This window comes from Sediminibacillus dalangtanensis, from assembly GCF_017792025.1.
Lineage (GTDB): Bacteria > Bacillota > Bacilli > Bacillales > Amphibacillaceae > Sediminibacillus > Sediminibacillus dalangtanensis.
This window is the reverse complement of sequence record NZ_CP046956.1, coordinates 495,891-512,959: the sequence shown is the minus strand read 5'-3', so window position 1 is coordinate 512,959 and position 17,069 is coordinate 495,891. Positions and strand designations below refer to the sequence as shown.

The window sequence follows — 17,069 nt, the reverse complement described above, 5'->3', positions numbered from 1 at the left end:
AAGAAATTTAATCAGAGGCTGTCCTTTAGCTGTTTTAAGCGATCGATATCTTGATAAGCTTTTGTTTCCAAGCGACGTGCATATAAAATCGCTGCCGGGTGGTAAATGGGAAAAACAAGATAGGTTTCTTCAGTCAGCCGGTAATCTGTTTGATCGAGACTTGCCAGCTGCATAATTGGGATTTCAAACAAACGGCCGGTAACTTCCTGCATGCTTACATCCCGGCCGGTCAACCTCCATACGGCAGTCTTACCCATTGGGATCAATAGCTTCGGTTTCACCTGTCGGATTTCCTCGTCCAGAATCGGCGCATGGGCGAGAATTTCTTTTTTATTCGGTGTGCGATTGTAATTTTTCGTGACAGGCTTGCCTTTCACTATTTTTTCAACAATCTTATAAGGCCTGCTCCGTACAGCACTTGTAATGAATACTTCTTCTCTGGTCACTCCCAGCCTGTCCAAATATCCGGAAAAAATCTTCCCGGCCTGTCCGGTGAACGGCCTGCCGATCTCCAGTTCCGTTTTCCCCGGCGCTTCCCCGACAAACATCAAATCGGCCCCTTTAGGCCCGCGCCCCTGCACAAATCCTTCACAAGCATATGGACGCATCCGCTCCTTCGCCAACTCAATTAAATCCTCCGAAAGCATCAGCTCCCCTCCTAACTGCAGGGTCAGTCCCCCACCACTCTACCGAGACGCAATGCTGCCAGGGTGGGGGACTGACCCCGCGCGATTTTTAATCGAGGTTTTCGAGTGCTTTTTTCAGGTTTTCTGCTTCTTCTTTGTTCAAGGTGATACCCTTCCCCATTTTTTCATGATCCGGGGCCCAGTCCCGAATGTCATATTTCGGATCCCTGCCATTCCAACTGACCAAGTTCAATTCCTTTTTCCAGCCTTTCGGTGATTCGGAAATCACTCCGATTGTTTCGATAATTTCATAGTCTAATGCTGCCATTGGGGCACCTCCTTTTTCTTCTATCTTCTATGCAATGACTCTGCTATACTCAAACTAACTACAATATCCATTCCCTGGAGGGTTTCACGATGAAACAAAGCTTTGAACTCACACCTCAACAGAAAGAGGATATGACTGCTGCAATCAAATCCTATTTTTCCAAAGAAAGGAATGAAGATTTAGGGGATCTTGCAGCATCGCTCATCCTGGATTTCTTTACGGAAGAGCTTGCACCGAAGTTTTACAATATCGGTGTAGAGGATTCCCACGCTTTCCTATCTGCAAAACTGGAGGATATCTTCGAGATACAAAAATGACCCGCCTCCGTCTACAACGGAGCCTATCAACGATTTTCCACATGGTAAATCGCTATGGTCTTATTCCACTTGGTGATGTTTTTTATGAATTCCATGCCGATTCTCCTGGCAACCTTGATTGATGGCTGGTTGTCAGGATCAATCAAAGAGATCAATTCGTCACATTTCAAATGATCAAACCCATAATCTTTACAGGCCAGGGCCGCTTCTGTCGCATAACCCTTCCCCCAATGCTTTCTCACGAATAAATAACCGATTTCCATCTGTACCGTTCCGTCGACCTTTTGTGGAACCAATCCGCACATTCCTAAAAATTCCCCTGTGGCCAAATCCTCGACGACCCACAGCCCGACGCCGAATTTCCGGTAATTATCGAGCGTCCAATTGATCCAGAAGTTGCCTTCTTCGTCGTTCTTCATACTCGGGTAATAACGCATCGCAACTGGATCAGAAAAAATTTTCATGATGTCAGCGTGATCGTCCCATTTCATCAAACGCAACCGCAACCGCCCGGTTTCCGTTACTACTGCCATTCGATATTCCCCCTAGTCTCCCATCATTCTTCCGCTTTCATCCTTTCCCTTCCAGAATACACAATAACTATCAAACATGCACCCATACAAAAAGCACCCCTCTTTTAACGCTCAAAAAGAAGTGCTTCCAGACCTACTATTCAATGAACACCGGATTGCTTGTTATCCGTTCCATCCAAATAGAAGTCAATATCCTCCACTTGAAAAAGGTCGACTTCATCCGCAACCAAGCCTGTCTCGTCCTCCAGACCCGCCTGCTTTGCCTCATCACTTGTCAAAATGCCTTTATCCTGCAACAAGGCAAGCAGTTTATCGTTGGCTCGTTTCAGCTTGATGACCGTATCGGCCAAGTCCTCTTTCTCCTGCTTCCCATAAAACTTTTGCAGCTCTTTGGTTCTGTCTTTTTCAACCAGTGTGGCTCTCCATTTAACAAAATCTCCGTGATCGGAATAAATGATTTTCCCAAAACGCATCGGTCTTACGTAATCGGCAATCATCACATGGAAACCCTCTCCGTTCTTGGCCGAATATTCTCTGATTTTATCGAGTTTTCGATATTCTTCCCTGGTCAATTTAACATTTATCGTTAATATATACTGGTCCGACTGCTCTTCTTCCCATTTATACGCCTGTAAGGGAATCCCATTGATTAACAGATGCAAAGACATCTTCAGCGCTCCTTTCCCTGTTGTCCATCCAACTTCCTATACAATAAGTATAATACATTTGTCACAGTTTGTCGGTACGAGCAGTCTATTCTTCAGGAAATTAAATATAAGCCGAAAAAGCTGGTGGATGATCCGGTTGTTGTTGATAGCGCACTTTTAGCTTATTTGTCTGATAATCGTTCCGCGGCATATCCCGCGGATCATTCGGATCCCGCGCTTTCAGCTGGGATAAATCCTGGTTACAGACCGGACATAACCAGCCGCCAATTTTGGTACTGCTGTACGAAGGCTGTGAACAACGATCACACGTCTTTCGATACATGAAAAGAACCTCCTTCTGTGTCTATGAATATGACATCAGGTAAGCTGCCATAACCAGAAACCATGCATCAGGCAGATAACCGAGTACAGAAAGGCCGCAGTACATGCCAGCAGCCTTGCTACTAGTGATCTCGGAAGCTTATGGATCACGCAAAAACCGATAAGCATCGCGGACAACAGTAGTTTTATAAGCAAGAAAAGAAATGGGCCACTCTGGTAGAGACTGTTCATTAACGGATTTGCTTCCGATATATATTCATACTTGATTCCCAGGAAGGTAATCACGCCATCCAACAAATTAAGCAATGCCAAGTACAGGAAACACGTTTTCATCCAACTCCCCATTTCTGTTAAAAAAGCGCAAGCGTCCCGCCCCGCGATTTTTACCTTAGACAGCATCACGCTAGACCTAGATCTTTTATATTTTCACCTTTTAAAAGAGACGTTCTTTTTGAAGAACGTCTCTTGTATAGAAAAAGGTCCTGATTATTGGGGGTAATGCAAGACCTTTTTCAGCTAACTTATTTTTATGTCTTTCCTGCTGCGTCTGCTGTACAGATAAATGGCTGCTCCGGTAAGGAATAAAGCTGTACCAGCAATCAATAGATTGAATAAATTCGTTGCGGTGTCAGGCAGGCTTTTACCCTCACTTGGAGTAGCACCGTCCGGTTCACCTGAGCTGGAGTCTGATCCAGTATCTGGTGAAACACCAGCTGGCGGGTATCCTTCCGCACTAACTATGATAGCAAAATCACTGATTAGTCCCTGAAATTCGTTGCCAAGCTCTTCTGGAAAATCAACGGTGAATGTCAATTCTTCCTGATCATTCACAGCCAGTAGTCTTTTCTCCAAATCCGTAAAACCGGCAAGGCTTCCACTGTATAAAGACTCTTCACCATTTTTCACCTGAAGCTTCAAGGCCTTATACAGTTTTTCTGATCCTGATTTAAACTGGGCTGAAAGGTAGTAGTCCATATCCTGGGAACCCTTGTTTTGGATGGTGTAGGTCCTCGTCGCCCAGTCACCAGGTTTCATATTGTCCACATCGAATAAGATGTCTGTTGGCAAGGTTTCAATATCTATTTCGTTACTACTGGCGAACGATTTGTGGTAACCGACTGTGGAAAAAAACATGATAAAAACTGCTAGACCGCATGCCGTCGTAAAAAGAAGCCGGGCTTTAATTTTCATCCTTCTCACCCTCTATCTTCATCAATTATGACTCCGTTGTTTCTTCCTGACTTGCCGCAGCTGCTTTTTTGCTTTTGGCATCAAGCTGGGAAATCGTCTGCCAAATAGTGAACCCAGCGTAGCCGAGCAGGAGAACTCCCGGCAGGATCAAAAGCAATGCACTTCCCTCTTTAGACTGGGCAAAACTTATAAAATAGCCGATATAAGGAACCGTGAATCCGGTGTACTCACCGATGACGTTTTGCGATAAAACGGGTTCTCTGTCCGCAGCGTCGTTATTATCTCCTTTTGTTTCATAAAGAACATTGTCACCGCTAGTCGTTACATCGACGATTCTATGGGTGATCAGCAGCTCTTCTTCTGTCTGAAAGGTAATGATATCGCCTTTTTCAAAACGTGTCATATCGCCGCCTGGTTTTACCGCAATGATGGAACCGGTTTTGATTCCTGGCTCCATCGAACCTGATAGGACTGTTTTCAACTGATAACCCATCACTTGCGGCTCGCCGCCGGATGCTTTCGAGGAAATGACCACAAAAACCATAAACAGGAGTGTCGCAAATAATGTAAATGTTACGAGGCGGCTGAGCCACCTCATAATTAATTTCATTCCTTTCTTCATTCCTTGTCACCCTCGCTCTTTTCTTTGGATAGCGATTTTTCCTGTTCCTTCGCTTTCTCCTGCTGACCTTCGGAAGATTCTGATTTGGTGTCCGCAGCTTTTACCTGCTTTTCCTCAGACTGTTTTTGCTGATCTTGTTGCTTTTGTTCCGATTCTTCCTGGTTATCTTTCGATTCTTCCTGTTTCTCATCGATTGCTTTGTCAGACTCCTGCTTTTTATCTTCAGCTTTTTGTTCCTCTTTTTCGGTTTCCTCGGTCTGTTTGCTGTCTTTTTCTTCGGTTGCCTTGTCTTCTGCTTCTGCCTTTTCCTCAGCTTCTTCAGCAGGCTGTTCCTCTACCTTTTCTTTCTCACCGGCTTTTGTCTTATTCGATTTCTTGCATTCTATCGTAATCGTTTCGCTCCAAAGTTCTCCTTTGCCCGGGTGTCCTTCAACCTGATAAGCTTTGAATTTATAATTTCCTGGTTCCCCAGCCAAGAATGTCAACTCAACTTCTTCACCGCTTTTCAATTTCTTTATCGTACCTTCATCCGTTTCCAGCTCCAGTTTTTTTCCTTTTTTCGGATTTCCATCGGCTGCATAATACACTTCATAGCTAGAAGTGACCTTCATGTCTTCTCCGCCGTTTTTAAGCTTGACCTTGATTTTTTCCGGTTCACACGCTTCCACCTTTTGTTCTTTTTCACCAAGGAAAACTAGTGAACTCTTATCCCACTCATCCGTCTCCCACTCGCCAACCGGAATTTTCGTCATTGCTTCGGCAGAGTCGTTAAAGTACGCTCCAGTCGGAGATGTCAGCAACGCAGCACTGAACACGGCGGCATACCAGATTGCCAGGATTTGCAAAGCTATCACAGCTTTTTTGTATTTTCTTTTATATTTTGCTAAACGCGTGCTTCGCATGTGAGGGCCTCCCTAATATTTATTCTTTCTTATCAATATACAAAGCTGGTTGCCTATTGATGAGAAAGAATAAGGATGGAAAGGTGAGGGATCCTCACCTTTCCAGAAAATCAGCTTATCTTCTTTCGCCAGCTTCTTGTTCGCCAGTGAAGGTCCAAGTCAGATCAAGAGAATCGCCTTGGAATTTATTTTGATCTTCTCCATTATCGTTGAATTCGATTTTCACAGATAAGTAGTCTGTTCCACCTGCAGGAATTCCATCCTGTTCATAATCCCATATCAAGAAGTCCTCCAGCTCTACAGCCAAATCGTCTGGAGTCATATCCGCAAGTTCTGCTAACGTTTTTTGATAGACTACTGTGTACTCGTCATCATCAAAGATATGTTCTGGATGGCCTTCATTCTTGATGAACTTAACTACCAAATGCTCCCCGAAATCCTCTCCAGCATTATCGCCATCAGCATCGTTTACCGTATAGGAAGTGTCCATTAGAACTCTGGCAATATCCAAGGTTCCCCCATTTTGTAATTCAAAAGATCGAAGCATATAATCTCCCGGCTTCAGATTATCTACAGAAAAAATTTCCACAGGATCTACCGAAAGGTCTAGTGTACCTGCAGCGAAAGTGTTGTTTGATTCAGCAGTATCATTGAAATACGCATATGTACCTCCTCCGATCAAAGATAACCCAAGCGCTGCCGACATAACTCCCATACCTAATTTCTTTTTAACGCTCATTCTTTCTCCTCCTCTTTCTTTCCTTTTTTATATTTTTGAACTCCTACCTACTGAAGGAGTTACAAACAAGGACTGCATCTGTTCGTTATTCATTCTGCGTTGTTCTTTTTAAAGAACCAACAATTGGAGTATATGTCATTATCGCAAGATTGAAAAACCGCAAAATTGTCCGTTTTTTCTTAATTAAGAACGAATATCGTTCGTTTTCAAGAAAATACGCTCATTTTCTTACTATTTTGTATTTTTTATAGAACGTATTGTTTTATATAATGAACAAAACAACATCGTATGCATGTGCTCTGTTCTTTATTACAACCAAAGATGGGAAGAAAGCCATGATTGGTAACCGGGTTAGAAACCAAAGGAAGAAGAAAGGGTACTCGATTACAGAGCTTGCCAGGGCGGCACGTGTGTCAAAGTCTTATTTAAGCTATATTGAGCGTGACATACAACAAAATCCGTCCCTGCAAATACTATCCAAGATTGCTACAGCGCTTGATACGAGTATTGATTACCTGCTGGGCCAGCAGCCAGAGGATAACAAGAATACGGAAACACCCAAACTGGATAAAGAATGGGAGGGACTTTTTAAAAAAGCAATCGAGGAAGGCATGAGCAAAGATGACTTTCGTGACCTCATGGAATATGTAAAATTCAAGAACTGGCTGGATGGAAAAGAAAATATCCATAACGGGGGAAAACAATGAGAAAAAAGAATGAACAAGATGTTCTGGACCAGGAATGGATGCAACTGATCATCAACGCCAAAGGACTTGGAATGACCCCAGAGGAAGTTCGCAGCTTTCTCCATACCAACAGCAGGATAAAAGAGAGAACCACAAAAAAGTGAAAGCACTAAGCCTAAATCTTCTTGAGATTTAGGCTTTTTTCATACAACATGGCTTTTTCATTATTTTTTTAAGAACAGGCGCTGATTCCTACTGGGTTATGATACATTTAAATGGAAGCTACATATTCTAAAGAAAGACAACCAATCAAATGGAGGTGAGGTGACAAATGTACATTTCGGAACTGAACGAAAACAAGCTTACCGATGCCCAGCTGGAAACGTTATTGTTTTCCGGTGTGGAGGATGACAACCAAAACGGTGATTGTATCGTAGTGGCCGGCAGCAGTATGGCTGTCCGGTACCGGCTCCCCAAGGCTATCGAGCTTTACAAACAAGGGCGCGCCGGGAAGATCCTGTTCTCTGGTGGTGTGAAATGGGGAGAAAAAACCGTTCCTGAAGCAATCGAATTGAAAAACGAAGCAGTGACACTGGGCATCCCGGAAGAAAACATTCTAACCGAAGACCTATCCCGGCATACGCTGGAGAACGTACTCGCCTCCCTGCTCGTGCTGGATCGTGCTTTCCATCTGTATAATATTGAAAGACTTCTAATCGTAACTGCTTCCTATCATATGAAACGACTTTATTTAACAATGAAGACCTATATGCCGGATTGGATAGCCTTTTCTTTATGTCCTGCAGATGATTTACTCACCGGTAAAAACAATTGGTTTCAAACCGAACACGGAAGAAAACGCGCCTTTGCCGAGGCTGCTAAAATCATTCGTTATGTGAAACAAGGAGCTTTGGTTGATGAACGAATTGGCGAGTAGTAAAGGAGGGGTACTGTGTGATGTCTCGAGTAACCTTTGATGATCTGATAAAACGTTTTGTTCTTTATGCAGAAGAAAGCGAAAACATCCGGGCCGCCTTCATTGTCGGCTCCAGAGCAAGAACAGAAATGCCGGCAGATGAATGGGCCGATCTCGATTTAGTCATTTTCTCTAAAGATACGGCACCCTTTTTAAAAGATACGGAATGGTTGTCACACATGGGGAGACCTGTTATTACCTTTCTGGAAAGGACTGCTGTAGGAGATAGCACGGAACGAAGAGTCCTGTTTGAGGGTGGACTGGATGTCGATTTTGCCTTGTTTCCGGTAGCATCCTTATCCGGGATGGAAAAAAACACGGAAGTACTCCATGTTCTCGCCAAAGGGGTAAAAGTAGTGATCGATAAAGATGACATCACCCGGTCGATCATCCAAAAAGCGAAAGCGCCGCTCTCCAATAACCAAGGGATGGCGACTATGGATATTGAAAACCTTATCCATGATTTTTGGTATCATGCATACCTGGCAGCGAAAAAGTTTCGACGTGGGGAACTGTTGGACGGAAAGTCCATTTGTGATGGCTATATGAAAGACTGCCTTATTTTAATGTTGAAGAAGCAAGTGAAAGCACGAAAAGGTGCCGACATCCAAATCTGGCATGGATATCGTTTTTTTGAAAAATGGACGGAGCCAGCAGTCAGTGAGGAGTTCAAAAAGCTGTACGCACACTATGAGCAGGAGGAAATGTGGGAAGCATTAAAAAACACCATGGATTTTTTTCGCACGATTTCCACTGACGTATGCAGACAATTCGATATTGCCTATCCTGAAGAAGCCGCTGATTATGCAATGAAACTAGTAGATACGTTGAACGACAATCGTAATGGTATTTAATAAAAGCAGAGCGCCTTGCTCACCCCCGACAAGCTTAAGCAAGGCCTTGGAGGGACGTTTTTGTCTCATAGAGAAATTGCTTAAGACCTCGAGGGGAGTAGGCGCTGGCCCGGACAGCACTCATTCGTGTCTTGAAACAACAAACGCCTGGATGCTAAACCAGGCGTTTGTTGACTTGCGGAATTTACAGAATCCAATGTTCGATTGCTTTGGCAACTCCGTCATGGTTATTATCAGTTGTAACCCAATCGGCAGTCTGTTTTACTTCTTCCTGGGCATTGCCCATCGCTACTCCAAGTCCTGCTTCCTGAATCATTTTGATGTCATTAAGACTGTCGCCTACAGTCATTACCTGATCCAGCGTAATGCCCATCAACCCGCAAATTTTTTCAAGAGCTCTCGCTTTGTTGATGCCGACCGCATTGATTTCAATATTCATCGGATGAGAATTACTTAGCTCGAGCAAATCATTACCTTCCAATTCTTCAAGGATTCGATTTTTGACCTCTTCGCTGTCGATATCGATTCCGACTTTGAGCCATTCGTATCCTTCCAAATCAGCAGGGAACTCTCCACGGAAGACTTTTTCTGTGGAAGCCATCCATGCGCGTGTGCCATATCGTTCATTAAGATCGACCAATTTTTTTATGGTTTCGATATCCAAAGACTGGCGGGATACCAGTTCGCCTTCTGAAGTCCAAATCTCACTCCCATTTACGGTGATCAAATAAGAAGAAAGGTTCAAAGAAACTGCATGTGCTTCGCAGGATGACCGATGGCGTCCGGTGGAAAGTACAACCTCCACCCCATTATTGCGGGCTGCAGTAATCGCCTTGCGATTCGCTTCCGAAACTTCCTCGTTCGAATTCAGCAACGTCCCGTCCATGTCTAATGCAATTAATTTTATGTCAAGTTTACTTACCACCAAAACAACTCCTTTAGTATGAAATCATCTGTATTAAATCCTCAACCCTCCCTATTATAATACAAAACACCAAAACTGCCAGTCCAGCCAACTGGTGACTGGAGAGGAGGCAGCAGGAGAGGGTGGGGTCAGGAGGGTGGGGTCAGTCCCCATTCCACCGAAATCCACCTTCAAATAAAGCAAGATTGTCGCTATGGTACGATTTGTCCTGATTTAAGGTCTGTCCCCAGAAGCACCATTCCATCAGATTATAGGGTTCTCGGGGACTGACCCTCCGCCTTTTCTTTTACCCGGTTTTCTGGCAGTTATTCCTGTTTTGGGGCCTGACCCCGTTAGTTTTCCCTGTTACTTTCTTTACTTATCTTTTTCTGGGTAATTTTTATCATTTTATTTTCTGTAGGGTTAAGGTGAAGCAAGGAAGGGTATATTTTATATGTGCACACAATGGAAGTGAACATATATAGAGTATTGACATTCCACCGGCAGAATGTTATATTTAAAAATGGACTTCGCCAAAGAAGTAACTTATTAAGAATGACAAGTCTCATTAAACTGGCATTCTGCTTAGTTTTTAGCAACACTTATTCACACTGGATCGGCTTCGGAGCCGTGAGGATGTAAGAGAGGTAGGGCTTACGTCGTTTAAGTTTTAAAAACATCCAGGTGGAACTTAGACCGCGGCAACATTCATTTGGTTTGATACTTGTTAGAAGAAGACAAGTTGCTTATAGTGTTCATAAAATTAGGCGCTCCCAATTTAATTGGGGGCGCCTTTCTAATTCACGCTCATTATCTGATTTGCATGTCCTAGTACCCTTGTGCATAAAAGCCTGTAGGTCCTTCCTGATCGTTTAGTGAATTATATCTCCGTGACGTCAACTTGTTTGATCAACCTGTCGTCCCCTACAATCAGCATCAAGTAAGGTTCTTTACTTTGGTACATACAGGCCACGGTACACTAAGGCCTTTTCCAGCAGGGAAATAAAATCCTTTTCTAAATCCAGTTCAAGCGCCTTCAAATAAGCGTCCATCAAAATATCATCTGACAAGTTATCAAACATTTTTACATCACCTTTAACCCAATAGTTATGTCATCCAGTTTAAAGTTGCGTCTAGTTGAAACAGCAGCAATACCTTTCCTTTTTCTATAACCATTACCTTCTCTACTTATCCATACGGTTCCTTACCAATAGGGATAATTGCCTATAAACATCTTACTAAAATACTTTTAGTATTTCAACGCTTACAAAACACTATTTATAGTATCTTCGGTTGTTCACAAATACCATGTATATTTCTAGTATAGAGGTGATAGCATGCACCAGAAGCCAATTTCAAAAGTAGTAGGTGAACGGCTCAGAGCAATTAGGAAACAGCAAGTACTTAGTCAGGAGGAACTGGCTCATTTGTCCGGATTACATCCCACCTATATCGGCCAGCTTGAAAGAGGTGAAAAAAACCCTACCATCAATACCATTCATAAAGTCACCCTTTCGTTGGGGATTCCCATTTCCGAACTCTTCCGTCTCGCTGAGAATGTTAAAGATGAGCAGATGAATATCCTCTTACATTTAAACCAATTAGGCGAAGAAGATCGCCAAGCACTTATTAAAATTATCAATGTTATGTTGGAATGGAAAAAACAAAATAAGTAATAAAAAAGACCCTGAACGATCAACTGATCGGATGCAGGGCCCTTATTCAAAGATAAGAAAGTATAAATTTCAGAGATGTCTAGCTCCAGCGCCTACCCCCTCGAGGTCTTAAGCAAATCCTCTGTGTGGCAAAAGGCCGCCACTTCGAGGCTTTGCTTAAGCTTGTCGGAGGCCCAAACGATGTGGGTCATGCAGGCGTTGCCACAGAACGTGGCGGCTTTAGCCTGTTCCTTATCAAGGCGCTTGCGCTTTTCTTTATTTTATCCATTGACCATTTCCAAGGCTTTCTTTACTTTTTCCTTGTCGTGTGATAGCTGTTCATTTATATCATAAGCATGATACATTTCATTTTTGATCATGTAAGAAGCAATTTTAGCATGTGTATCAATCGCCTCATTCAATTGTTTTTTCAACACATCCCTGACTTCTGGAGAAGCAGTTTCCGTGATAGCAACAGCATATGTTCTGACTGCAGCTTTGGCAGTTACAAGAAAATCTGTCGCAATTACTTCATCTCGCATCTTTCCGGCTGTCTTTAATTTATCCAATAGCTCCATGTATGTCATCCTCTCTTTTGTTTATTGACCTAATACTTCCTCTAGTTCTTTAATAGCTTTTTCCGAACGATTCACTTCATTGTCCAACATTTGCTTCAAGGTGTCGTCTTCCACTAATGTTTTCATCGCGTACGCCTTGAGAATCGCCGACTGTTTTAAGGTAAGAATCTCATGCACTTCTAGCGTTTCATGTAAAGCAAGTTTATTGCTAGCCATTTTGCTCCTCCTTGGTGATCCATATTGGGTTCCTAAGTTTTATACCCAACTCCTCTCACATACCAAACCACCTATGTTTCTTTAAAAAGGACTAGCCCCAAATCAACTATCTTGCCTACACAAGCTTGAGATAAACAACTCAAGCGCTATATATTTCTTCCCAACCGTCTTAGAGAGGGCTGTATTAACCGAGAGTCGCCCTCAGCGGCTTTGCCAATAAAGCTTTTGTCTATTAGGGTTGGAGGTGAAAAAGTTTTCTGAATGTTCATTAAAAAGGAGGTGGCATTCCCCGCTTGGACTACCGGACACCAAAACATAGGTGAATCAATTCGCAGGAGTCCGGATTTGTTTGGACAGACTTAAAGGCTTGTTTTCTTACTTAGCAGAAAAGCAAAATGGATCATCCAAAACAAAAAATCAAAAAGGGAGTGGCGATTAATGCAAGATCTATATCCGTCCAGAAAAAGTCAGGAAGTCAGCATTATTCCGAGAAAGGACCCGGTCATTCATGCAGGAGAAGGACAAGAAAATCATTCTCCACTTTCGCAACAACAGATAGACTCGTACGAAAAAAATGGCTTTTTGATGTTGGAGAGTTTCTTTTCCGAAAATGAAGTAAAAGAGATGAGCAAAGAAATCTACGGCCTGGCTGATGAATACAAACAATCGGACAAGCCGGAGGTCGTCCGCGAACCGACAAGTGAGGAAATTCGTTCCATTTTTGCCGTACACCAGAACAGTGACTATTTTGATAAGGTTTCTGCAGACCAGCGACTTTTGGACATCGTCAATTACCTGCTCGGAGGCGATGTCTACGTCAATCAGTCACGAATCAACTATAAGCCAGGGTTTACCGGAAAAGAATTTTATTGGCATTCCGATTTCGAGACTTGGCATGTCGAAGACGGAATGCCGCGGATGCGTGCGGTCAGTGTATCCATTGCATTGTCTGACAACTATTCCTTTAACGGACCGCTGATGTTGATTCCTGGTTCTCACGAGCATTTTATTTCCTGCATCGGAGAAGCACCTGAAGACCATTATAAGAAATCATTAAAAATGCAGGAATTCGGCGTACCGGACCATGACAGCATGCGTTGGCTTGCCGAAGAATATGGTATTTCCGTTCCGACCGGACCAGCAGGAAGCGTACTGCTGTTCGAGTGCAATACGATGCACGGCAGCAACAGCAATATCACGCCGTATGGCCGTAATAACTTGTTTATGGTGTATAACAGCGTAGAAAACCGGCTGGTCGAACCATTCTCCGGCGCAGCGCCTAGGCCTGAATTTATCGCAGCTAGAAAAAAACTCCCGGTACTGGGTTGATTTATAAAAACCGTTTTACCTCCTTAACGCAAAATAAAACCATCAGCGTCTTCGATACGTTGATGGTTTTTTTCTTTGGCACAAAAGTACTATACCTAATACTAAGTGGACATATGTTAGAGAGAGATCGTAACTTCTCGCAAAGAGAAGTAAAATTTCTAAAGGTTCTCAACACAACTATTCAACATATGGAAAATCATATATAAAAGAATGGTTGACCATTAGAAAGCACAACGCCAACTCAGGAGACTACATTTTTCTAGTAATTCCTCATCAGTCTAAAGGCCTAGTCGAGATACATCCAGAGATCATTATGCAACAAATAAGGCAACGATAAGATATACATAGGATGAAAAAGCATGTGATAAACGAGTCAACATTTGTTCCCCTTAAGAATTCATGAACTTTTTACTATTTCTCCCCAAGAAGTTAACATCCTGGGTTTAACATAAGACTTAACTACCTCTGCTGAACACAAACGCAGAAATAGATGTTCGTTGTCAATGTGCGGGTTCCACAAACCAATCAAGGAGGATGTAAATGAAGCTGTTGGAATTTTTTTTAAAACGAAAGATTTTAATCGGGCTGTTGGTAGTACTTATTCTGATGATCGGCAGCTATGCTGCCGTTAAACTAGACAAAGAACTGATGCCTGCAATCGACATGGACGGAGCCTACGTAGAGATGCTAGCAGGAGAAATGGCGTCTGCTGATGTTGAACGTTCGATTACCGATCCAATCGAAAAACAGTTACTGGCTATGGACGGTGTAACAGACGTAGAATCAACAACAGGCATCGGGAGAAGCTCCTTGCAGGTAACCTTTGATAGAGGAAAAGGCGATGCACTTTATCCAAAAGTAGAATCGTCGGTTAATGCTGCTGCAGCAGACATGCCTGCAGTTGAACATATCGAAACCGGTCGTTACGGTTCCAACCAAAGCTACGAGTTCTACATGGATGTTTCCGGCGGGTCGATGGAAGAGATGACAGCTTTCGCCAAAGATGTTCTGGAGCCCCGGCTGGAGGATTTAGCTGAGGTGCGTGATGTATCGCTATCCGGGATTGAAGAACATAAAGCGGTGATTGCTTTCGATGAACAAAAGCTAATAAGTCATGCACTGGATGCCCAGCAAGCGGTTCAGGCCGTACAGACCGCCAACAGTGAAGCGACATTGGGCCGCTTCAGCAATGATGAAGACTCTCCTTCCCTTCGATGGGATACCACTTACACGGATATACAGGATATTGAGAACACCGAAATCGCAACAGCAGACGGAGTTATCCATTTAAAGGATGTTGCCGAGGTATCACTAAAGCCTGTCCAAGATGGCGCGTTCGTCTGGAAAAATGGCAGCAAAGACTTTATTTTCGTTCAAGTGGGCCGTACTGATAGTGTCAGTCAAATTGAAATGGCTGATGCAGTACGAGCTGAAATAAAAGAAATCGAAGACGCAGGTCTAGTCAATGGTTTCGAACTTCATGAGATGGTAGCCCAGGCTGACTATGTCCAGGAATCCATAGATGGTGTCAGTAACAACATTTTAATCGGCGGGATCATCGCAATTGCTGTTTTGCTATTATTCCTGCGAAATATCCGGGCAACCGCAATCATCGCCCTGTCGATACCGACATCCATCCTGCTAACTTTCACGGCCATGTGGCTGTTTGATTACAGTTTCAACATGTTGACCCTGATCGGACTCGGATTAGGAATAGGGATGATGGTTGATTCATCCATTGTTATTCTCGAATCCATTTATCGAAAAAAAGAAGCCGGACTATCAAATCGACAGTCGGTGTTACAAGGGACAAAAGAAGTAGCTACTGCCGTTTTCGCTTCGATGCTTACCACCATTGTCGTGTTTCTTCCTATCGGATTGCTAGGAGGAGAAATTGCACAATTCATGATTATGTTGTCCTTGGTGGTCGTTTTCACCTTAACCAGTTCGGTCCTTGTTTCCTTTACGTTGATTCCCGCTCTTTCCGAAAGATTTTTGAAGTTCGGGAAAAAGCAAGCCACGCAAAAGGATGGGAAAATGTTGCAGCTATACCAGCGCATACTTGCTTGGACGGTTCGCAAAAAACGTTATAGCTTGTCGGTAATCGGTCTGTTCTTCGTCTTGTTCGCCGCATCCCTGTTCCTGGTCACCAAACTGCCAATGACTATCATGCCCGACGTTTTCAACCGATATTCCGAATTGATGGTGGAGACAGAAACCGGGATTTCACCAGAAGAAAAAGAAACGCTAGTTCAGCAAATAGATAACAAATTGCAGGAAATCGATGATGTAGAAACCAACTATGTCATGGATAATGGCGATATGCTTTATGCTATTATCAACATGACCAAAGGAGAAGACATTACCCGTGAGCAAAAGGATATCAACGAGGATATCATGGCATCGCTGCGCAGTCTGGAAGACAAGACACCGTTAACCAGTGTCCAAAACGCCATGACGGGCGGCGGTGGTTATCCGGTCCAAGTCCATATTGCCGGCGAGGATTTCTCTGAACTGAATGGGTTAACCGAGCAGTTTATCACCGACTTAAAAAAAATAGAGGGAATCGTAGGAGTCACCCATTCCATGGAAAACGCTTCTCCTGAACAAGTTGTGGAGCTGAATAAAGAAAAGATTGAGGATGCCGGTTTGTCACAAGGACAAATCAAGCAGTATATCGAGCAAGCTTTTTGGGACATACCGGTAGGTGAAATGGTCACCGAAGATGAAACCATACCGCTTTCAGCTGCCTGGAGTGATGAAACACTCAGTCAAAAACAACTACTGGAAAAGAAAATCCCTACGACGCAAGGGGAACAGGAATTATCTTCATTTGTGGCGTTGAGAACGGTTGAAACACCGAATGAGATTTCCCATACAAACGGAGAACGATATGTCTCTGTATCTGCCGATATTGAGGGGAAAGACTTGGGCACGATAAACCGGGAGGTACAAAAGCTAATTGATGACTATGAATTACCTGGCGGCTATTCGATATCGACTGCAGGAGACCTGGAACAACAGCAGGAACTAATGATGGATATGGCAGTAATTTTCCTTCTGGCTATTTTCCTTGTCTACCTGGTGATGGCTGTTCAATTCAATCATCTCGCCCATCCGCTTATTGTCATGTCGATTATTCCGATGACGGTGGTAGGTGTTATTGTTGGTTTATTTCTTACACAGCGCGAGCTAAGTATCATGTCAGGTATGGGTATTGTCATGTTGATTGGCATCGTGCTTAACAATGCGATTTTGCTGATCGATCGCACCAACCAGTTGCGCAAGAATGGTGCTAACGTTGATGCGGCTTTAGTGGAAGCGGGAAAAAACCGGATTCGCCCGATTTTCCTGACTACGCTGACGACTGCCGGCGGAATGCTTCCATTAGCGTTTGCCTCCGGTACATCCGGAAACTACCAGGCGCCAATGGCGACGGTAATCATTTCCGGCCTGCTGTTTGCAACCTTTATCACGTTGTTCCTGATTCCAGCGGTCTACCGACTGTTCACCCGCAACAAAAAGAAGCAAATACCAGAACAAGAATCGGTCATTTCAACAGGGGAAGAGGCAATCTAAGCTCCCTTTTACCAAACGGGTTAATGTTAAAAGTCTGTGAGAAAT

At 43.5% G+C, this 17,069-nt stretch carries 22 protein-coding genes; 8 read left to right on the top strand and 14 right to left on the bottom strand.

Annotated features, from left to right (window positions below):
• Positions 1-11: 11 nt before the first annotated feature.
• Together ERJ70_RS02700 and ERJ70_RS02695 are read right to left on the bottom strand one after the other, a co-directional pair.
• Complete coding sequence (locus tag ERJ70_RS02700; protein WP_209366999.1) at positions 12-647, bottom strand: uracil-DNA glycosylase; 636 nt, start codon at positions 645-647, stop codon at positions 12-14.
• Positions 648-735: 88 nt separating this feature from the next.
• Positions 736-954 carry a YdbC family protein gene (locus ERJ70_RS02695; RefSeq protein ID WP_209366997.1) on the bottom strand — a complete coding sequence of 73 codons (219 nt, stop codon included), beginning with the start codon at positions 952-954 and terminating at the stop codon, positions 736-738.
• A gap of 89 nt (positions 955-1,043) precedes the next feature.
• Between ERJ70_RS02695 and ERJ70_RS02690 the strand changes: the two genes are divergently transcribed.
• The gene (locus tag ERJ70_RS02690; protein WP_209366995.1) at positions 1,044-1,271 is read left to right on the top strand and encodes a DUF2164 domain-containing protein; all 228 of its coding nucleotides are present in this window, start codon (positions 1,044-1,046) and stop codon (positions 1,269-1,271) included.
• Positions 1,272-1,297: 26 nt separating this feature from the next.
• Here the strand turns inward: ERJ70_RS02690 and ERJ70_RS02685 are convergent, their stop codons facing one another.
• The 8 genes from ERJ70_RS02685 to ERJ70_RS02650 all read right to left on the bottom strand — a co-directional run bounded on the left by ERJ70_RS02685 (position 1,298) and on the right by ERJ70_RS02650 (position 6,247).
• Positions 1,298-1,804 (bottom strand): GNAT family N-acetyltransferase, encoded by a 507-nt coding sequence (locus ERJ70_RS02685; RefSeq protein WP_209366993.1) that lies wholly within the window; start codon positions 1,802-1,804, stop codon positions 1,298-1,300.
• Between the two features lie 140 nt (positions 1,805-1,944).
• The gene (locus tag ERJ70_RS02680) at positions 1,945-2,472 is read right to left on the bottom strand and encodes a hypothetical protein (RefSeq protein ID WP_209366991.1); all 528 of its coding nucleotides are present in this window, start codon (positions 2,470-2,472) and stop codon (positions 1,945-1,947) included.
• 100 nt (positions 2,473-2,572) lie between these two features.
• Positions 2,573-2,794, bottom strand: a complete 222-nt coding sequence (locus ERJ70_RS02675) for a hypothetical protein (RefSeq protein ID WP_209366990.1) — start codon at positions 2,792-2,794, stop codon at positions 2,573-2,575.
• A gap of 35 nt (positions 2,795-2,829) precedes the next feature.
• On the bottom strand, positions 2,830-3,126 hold the full coding sequence (locus tag ERJ70_RS02670) for a DUF5658 family protein (protein WP_209366988.1): 297 nt from the start codon (positions 3,124-3,126) through the stop codon (positions 2,830-2,832).
• A 183-nt stretch (positions 3,127-3,309) separates the two neighbouring features.
• Positions 3,310-3,984, bottom strand: coding sequence for a TasA family protein (locus tag ERJ70_RS02665; RefSeq protein ID WP_209366986.1), 675 nt, complete (start codon positions 3,982-3,984; stop codon positions 3,310-3,312).
• A gap of 25 nt (positions 3,985-4,009) precedes the next feature.
• A complete protein-coding gene (sipW, locus tag ERJ70_RS02660; RefSeq protein ID WP_209366984.1) occupies positions 4,010-4,606 on the bottom strand; it encodes a signal peptidase I SipW in 597 nt (198 codons plus the stop codon).
• Complete coding sequence (tapA, locus tag ERJ70_RS02655; protein WP_209366983.1) at positions 4,603-5,508, bottom strand: amyloid fiber anchoring/assembly protein TapA; 906 nt, start codon at positions 5,506-5,508, stop codon at positions 4,603-4,605. The genes sipW and tapA overlap by 4 nt, the downstream gene beginning before the upstream one ends.
• Before the next feature lie 115 nt (positions 5,509-5,623).
• Complete coding sequence (locus ERJ70_RS02650) at positions 5,624-6,247, bottom strand: CalY family protein (RefSeq protein ID WP_209366981.1); 624 nt, start codon at positions 6,245-6,247, stop codon at positions 5,624-5,626.
• Between the two features lie 335 nt (positions 6,248-6,582).
• On the opposite strand from ERJ70_RS02650, the gene ERJ70_RS02645 reads away from it, so the two are divergent.
• From ERJ70_RS02645 to ERJ70_RS02630, 4 genes are all read left to right on the top strand, one after another.
• Positions 6,583-6,954: a helix-turn-helix domain-containing protein gene (locus ERJ70_RS02645; RefSeq protein ID WP_209366980.1), complete on the top strand. Its 372-nt coding sequence runs from the start codon at positions 6,583-6,585 to the stop codon at positions 6,952-6,954.
• Positions 6,951-7,097, top strand: a complete 147-nt coding sequence (locus ERJ70_RS02640; RefSeq protein WP_209366978.1) for an anti-repressor SinI family protein — start codon at positions 6,951-6,953, stop codon at positions 7,095-7,097. The genes ERJ70_RS02645 and ERJ70_RS02640 overlap by 4 nt, the downstream gene beginning before the upstream one ends.
• 167 nt (positions 7,098-7,264) lie before the next feature.
• Entirely contained in the window at positions 7,265-7,870 is a 606-nt protein-coding gene (locus ERJ70_RS02635) for a YdcF family protein (RefSeq protein WP_209366976.1), read from the top strand.
• Between the two features lie 20 nt (positions 7,871-7,890).
• On the top strand, positions 7,891-8,763 hold the full coding sequence (locus ERJ70_RS02630) for an aminoglycoside 6-adenylyltransferase (RefSeq protein WP_209369097.1): 873 nt from the start codon (positions 7,891-7,893) through the stop codon (positions 8,761-8,763).
• A gap of 184 nt (positions 8,764-8,947) precedes the next feature.
• Here the strand turns inward: ERJ70_RS02630 and ERJ70_RS02625 are convergent, their stop codons facing one another.
• On the bottom strand, positions 8,948-9,691 hold the full coding sequence (locus ERJ70_RS02625) for a Cof-type HAD-IIB family hydrolase (RefSeq protein ID WP_256439069.1): 744 nt from the start codon (positions 9,689-9,691) through the stop codon (positions 8,948-8,950).
• Positions 9,692-10,617: 926 nt separating this feature from the next.
• A complete protein-coding gene (gene sda / locus ERJ70_RS02620) occupies positions 10,618-10,749 on the bottom strand; it encodes a sporulation histidine kinase inhibitor Sda (protein ID WP_209366974.1) in 132 nt (43 codons plus the stop codon).
• 255 nt (positions 10,750-11,004) lie between these two features.
• On the opposite strand from sda, the gene ERJ70_RS02615 reads away from it, so the two are divergent.
• Positions 11,005-11,343: a helix-turn-helix domain-containing protein gene (locus ERJ70_RS02615; protein ID WP_209366972.1), complete on the top strand. Its 339-nt coding sequence runs from the start codon at positions 11,005-11,007 to the stop codon at positions 11,341-11,343.
• Between the two features lie 260 nt (positions 11,344-11,603).
• Here the strand turns inward: ERJ70_RS02615 and ERJ70_RS02610 are convergent, their stop codons facing one another.
• Both ERJ70_RS02610 and ERJ70_RS02605 read right to left on the bottom strand, forming a co-directional pair.
• Positions 11,604-11,900 (bottom strand): spore coat protein, encoded by a 297-nt coding sequence (locus ERJ70_RS02610; RefSeq protein WP_245208099.1) that lies wholly within the window; start codon positions 11,898-11,900, stop codon positions 11,604-11,606.
• A gap of 21 nt (positions 11,901-11,921) precedes the next feature.
• Positions 11,922-12,116, bottom strand: coding sequence for a spore coat protein (locus ERJ70_RS02605; protein ID WP_209366968.1), 195 nt, complete (start codon positions 12,114-12,116; stop codon positions 11,922-11,924).
• A gap of 438 nt (positions 12,117-12,554) precedes the next feature.
• On the opposite strand from ERJ70_RS02605, the gene thpD reads away from it, so the two are divergent.
• Both thpD and ERJ70_RS02595 read left to right on the top strand, forming a co-directional pair.
• Positions 12,555-13,445, top strand: a complete 891-nt coding sequence (gene thpD, locus ERJ70_RS02600) for an ectoine hydroxylase (RefSeq protein ID WP_209366966.1) — start codon at positions 12,555-12,557, stop codon at positions 13,443-13,445.
• 540 nt (positions 13,446-13,985) lie between these two features.
• Positions 13,986-17,024, top strand: a complete 3,039-nt coding sequence (locus tag ERJ70_RS02595; RefSeq protein WP_209366964.1) for an efflux RND transporter permease subunit — start codon at positions 13,986-13,988, stop codon at positions 17,022-17,024.
• The last annotated feature ends 45 nt before the right edge of the window (positions 17,025-17,069 follow it).

Excerpts from the sequence above, each read along its gene's own strand:
- ERJ70_RS02700 (WP_209366999.1), bottom strand. The coding sequence starts at position 647 with ATGCTTTCGGAGGATTTAATTGAGTTGGCGAAGGAGCGGATGCGTCCA.
- ERJ70_RS02695 (WP_209366997.1), bottom strand. The coding sequence starts at position 954 with ATGGCAGCATTAGACTATGAAATTATCGAAACAATCGGAGTGATTTCC.
- ERJ70_RS02690 (WP_209366995.1), top strand. The coding sequence starts at position 1,044 with ATGAAACAAAGCTTTGAACTCACACCTCAACAGAAAGAGGATATGACT.
- ERJ70_RS02685 (WP_209366993.1), bottom strand. The coding sequence starts at position 1,804 with ATGGCAGTAGTAACGGAAACCGGGCGGTTGCGGTTGCGTTTGATGAAA.
- ERJ70_RS02680 (WP_209366991.1), bottom strand. The coding sequence starts at position 2,472 with ATGTCTTTGCATCTGTTAATCAATGGGATTCCCTTACAGGCGTATAAA.
- ERJ70_RS02675 (WP_209366990.1), bottom strand. The coding sequence starts at position 2,794 with ATGTATCGAAAGACGTGTGATCGTTGTTCACAGCCTTCGTACAGCAGT.
- ERJ70_RS02670 (WP_209366988.1), bottom strand. The coding sequence starts at position 3,126 with ATGAAAACGTGTTTCCTGTACTTGGCATTGCTTAATTTGTTGGATGGC.
- ERJ70_RS02665 (WP_209366986.1), bottom strand. The coding sequence starts at position 3,984 with ATGAAAATTAAAGCCCGGCTTCTTTTTACGACGGCATGCGGTCTAGCA.
- sipW (WP_209366984.1), bottom strand. The coding sequence starts at position 4,606 with ATGAAGAAAGGAATGAAATTAATTATGAGGTGGCTCAGCCGCCTCGTA.
- tapA (WP_209366983.1), bottom strand. The coding sequence starts at position 5,508 with ATGCGAAGCACGCGTTTAGCAAAATATAAAAGAAAATACAAAAAAGCT.
- ERJ70_RS02650 (WP_209366981.1), bottom strand. The coding sequence starts at position 6,247 with ATGAGCGTTAAAAAGAAATTAGGTATGGGAGTTATGTCGGCAGCGCTT.
- ERJ70_RS02645 (WP_209366980.1), top strand. The coding sequence starts at position 6,583 with ATGATTGGTAACCGGGTTAGAAACCAAAGGAAGAAGAAAGGGTACTCG.
- ERJ70_RS02640 (WP_209366978.1), top strand. The coding sequence starts at position 6,951 with ATGAGAAAAAAGAATGAACAAGATGTTCTGGACCAGGAATGGATGCAA.
- ERJ70_RS02635 (WP_209366976.1), top strand. The coding sequence starts at position 7,265 with ATGTACATTTCGGAACTGAACGAAAACAAGCTTACCGATGCCCAGCTG.
- ERJ70_RS02630 (WP_209369097.1), top strand. The coding sequence starts at position 7,891 with ATGTCTCGAGTAACCTTTGATGATCTGATAAAACGTTTTGTTCTTTAT.
- sda (WP_209366974.1), bottom strand. The coding sequence starts at position 10,749 with ATGTTTGATAACTTGTCAGATGATATTTTGATGGACGCTTATTTGAAG.
- ERJ70_RS02615 (WP_209366972.1), top strand. The coding sequence starts at position 11,005 with ATGCACCAGAAGCCAATTTCAAAAGTAGTAGGTGAACGGCTCAGAGCA.
- ERJ70_RS02610 (WP_245208099.1), bottom strand. The coding sequence starts at position 11,900 with ATGGAGCTATTGGATAAATTAAAGACAGCCGGAAAGATGCGAGATGAA.
- ERJ70_RS02605 (WP_209366968.1), bottom strand. The coding sequence starts at position 12,116 with ATGGCTAGCAATAAACTTGCTTTACATGAAACGCTAGAAGTGCATGAG.
- thpD (WP_209366966.1), top strand. The coding sequence starts at position 12,555 with ATGCAAGATCTATATCCGTCCAGAAAAAGTCAGGAAGTCAGCATTATT.
- ERJ70_RS02595 (WP_209366964.1), top strand. The coding sequence starts at position 13,986 with ATGAAGCTGTTGGAATTTTTTTTAAAACGAAAGATTTTAATCGGGCTG.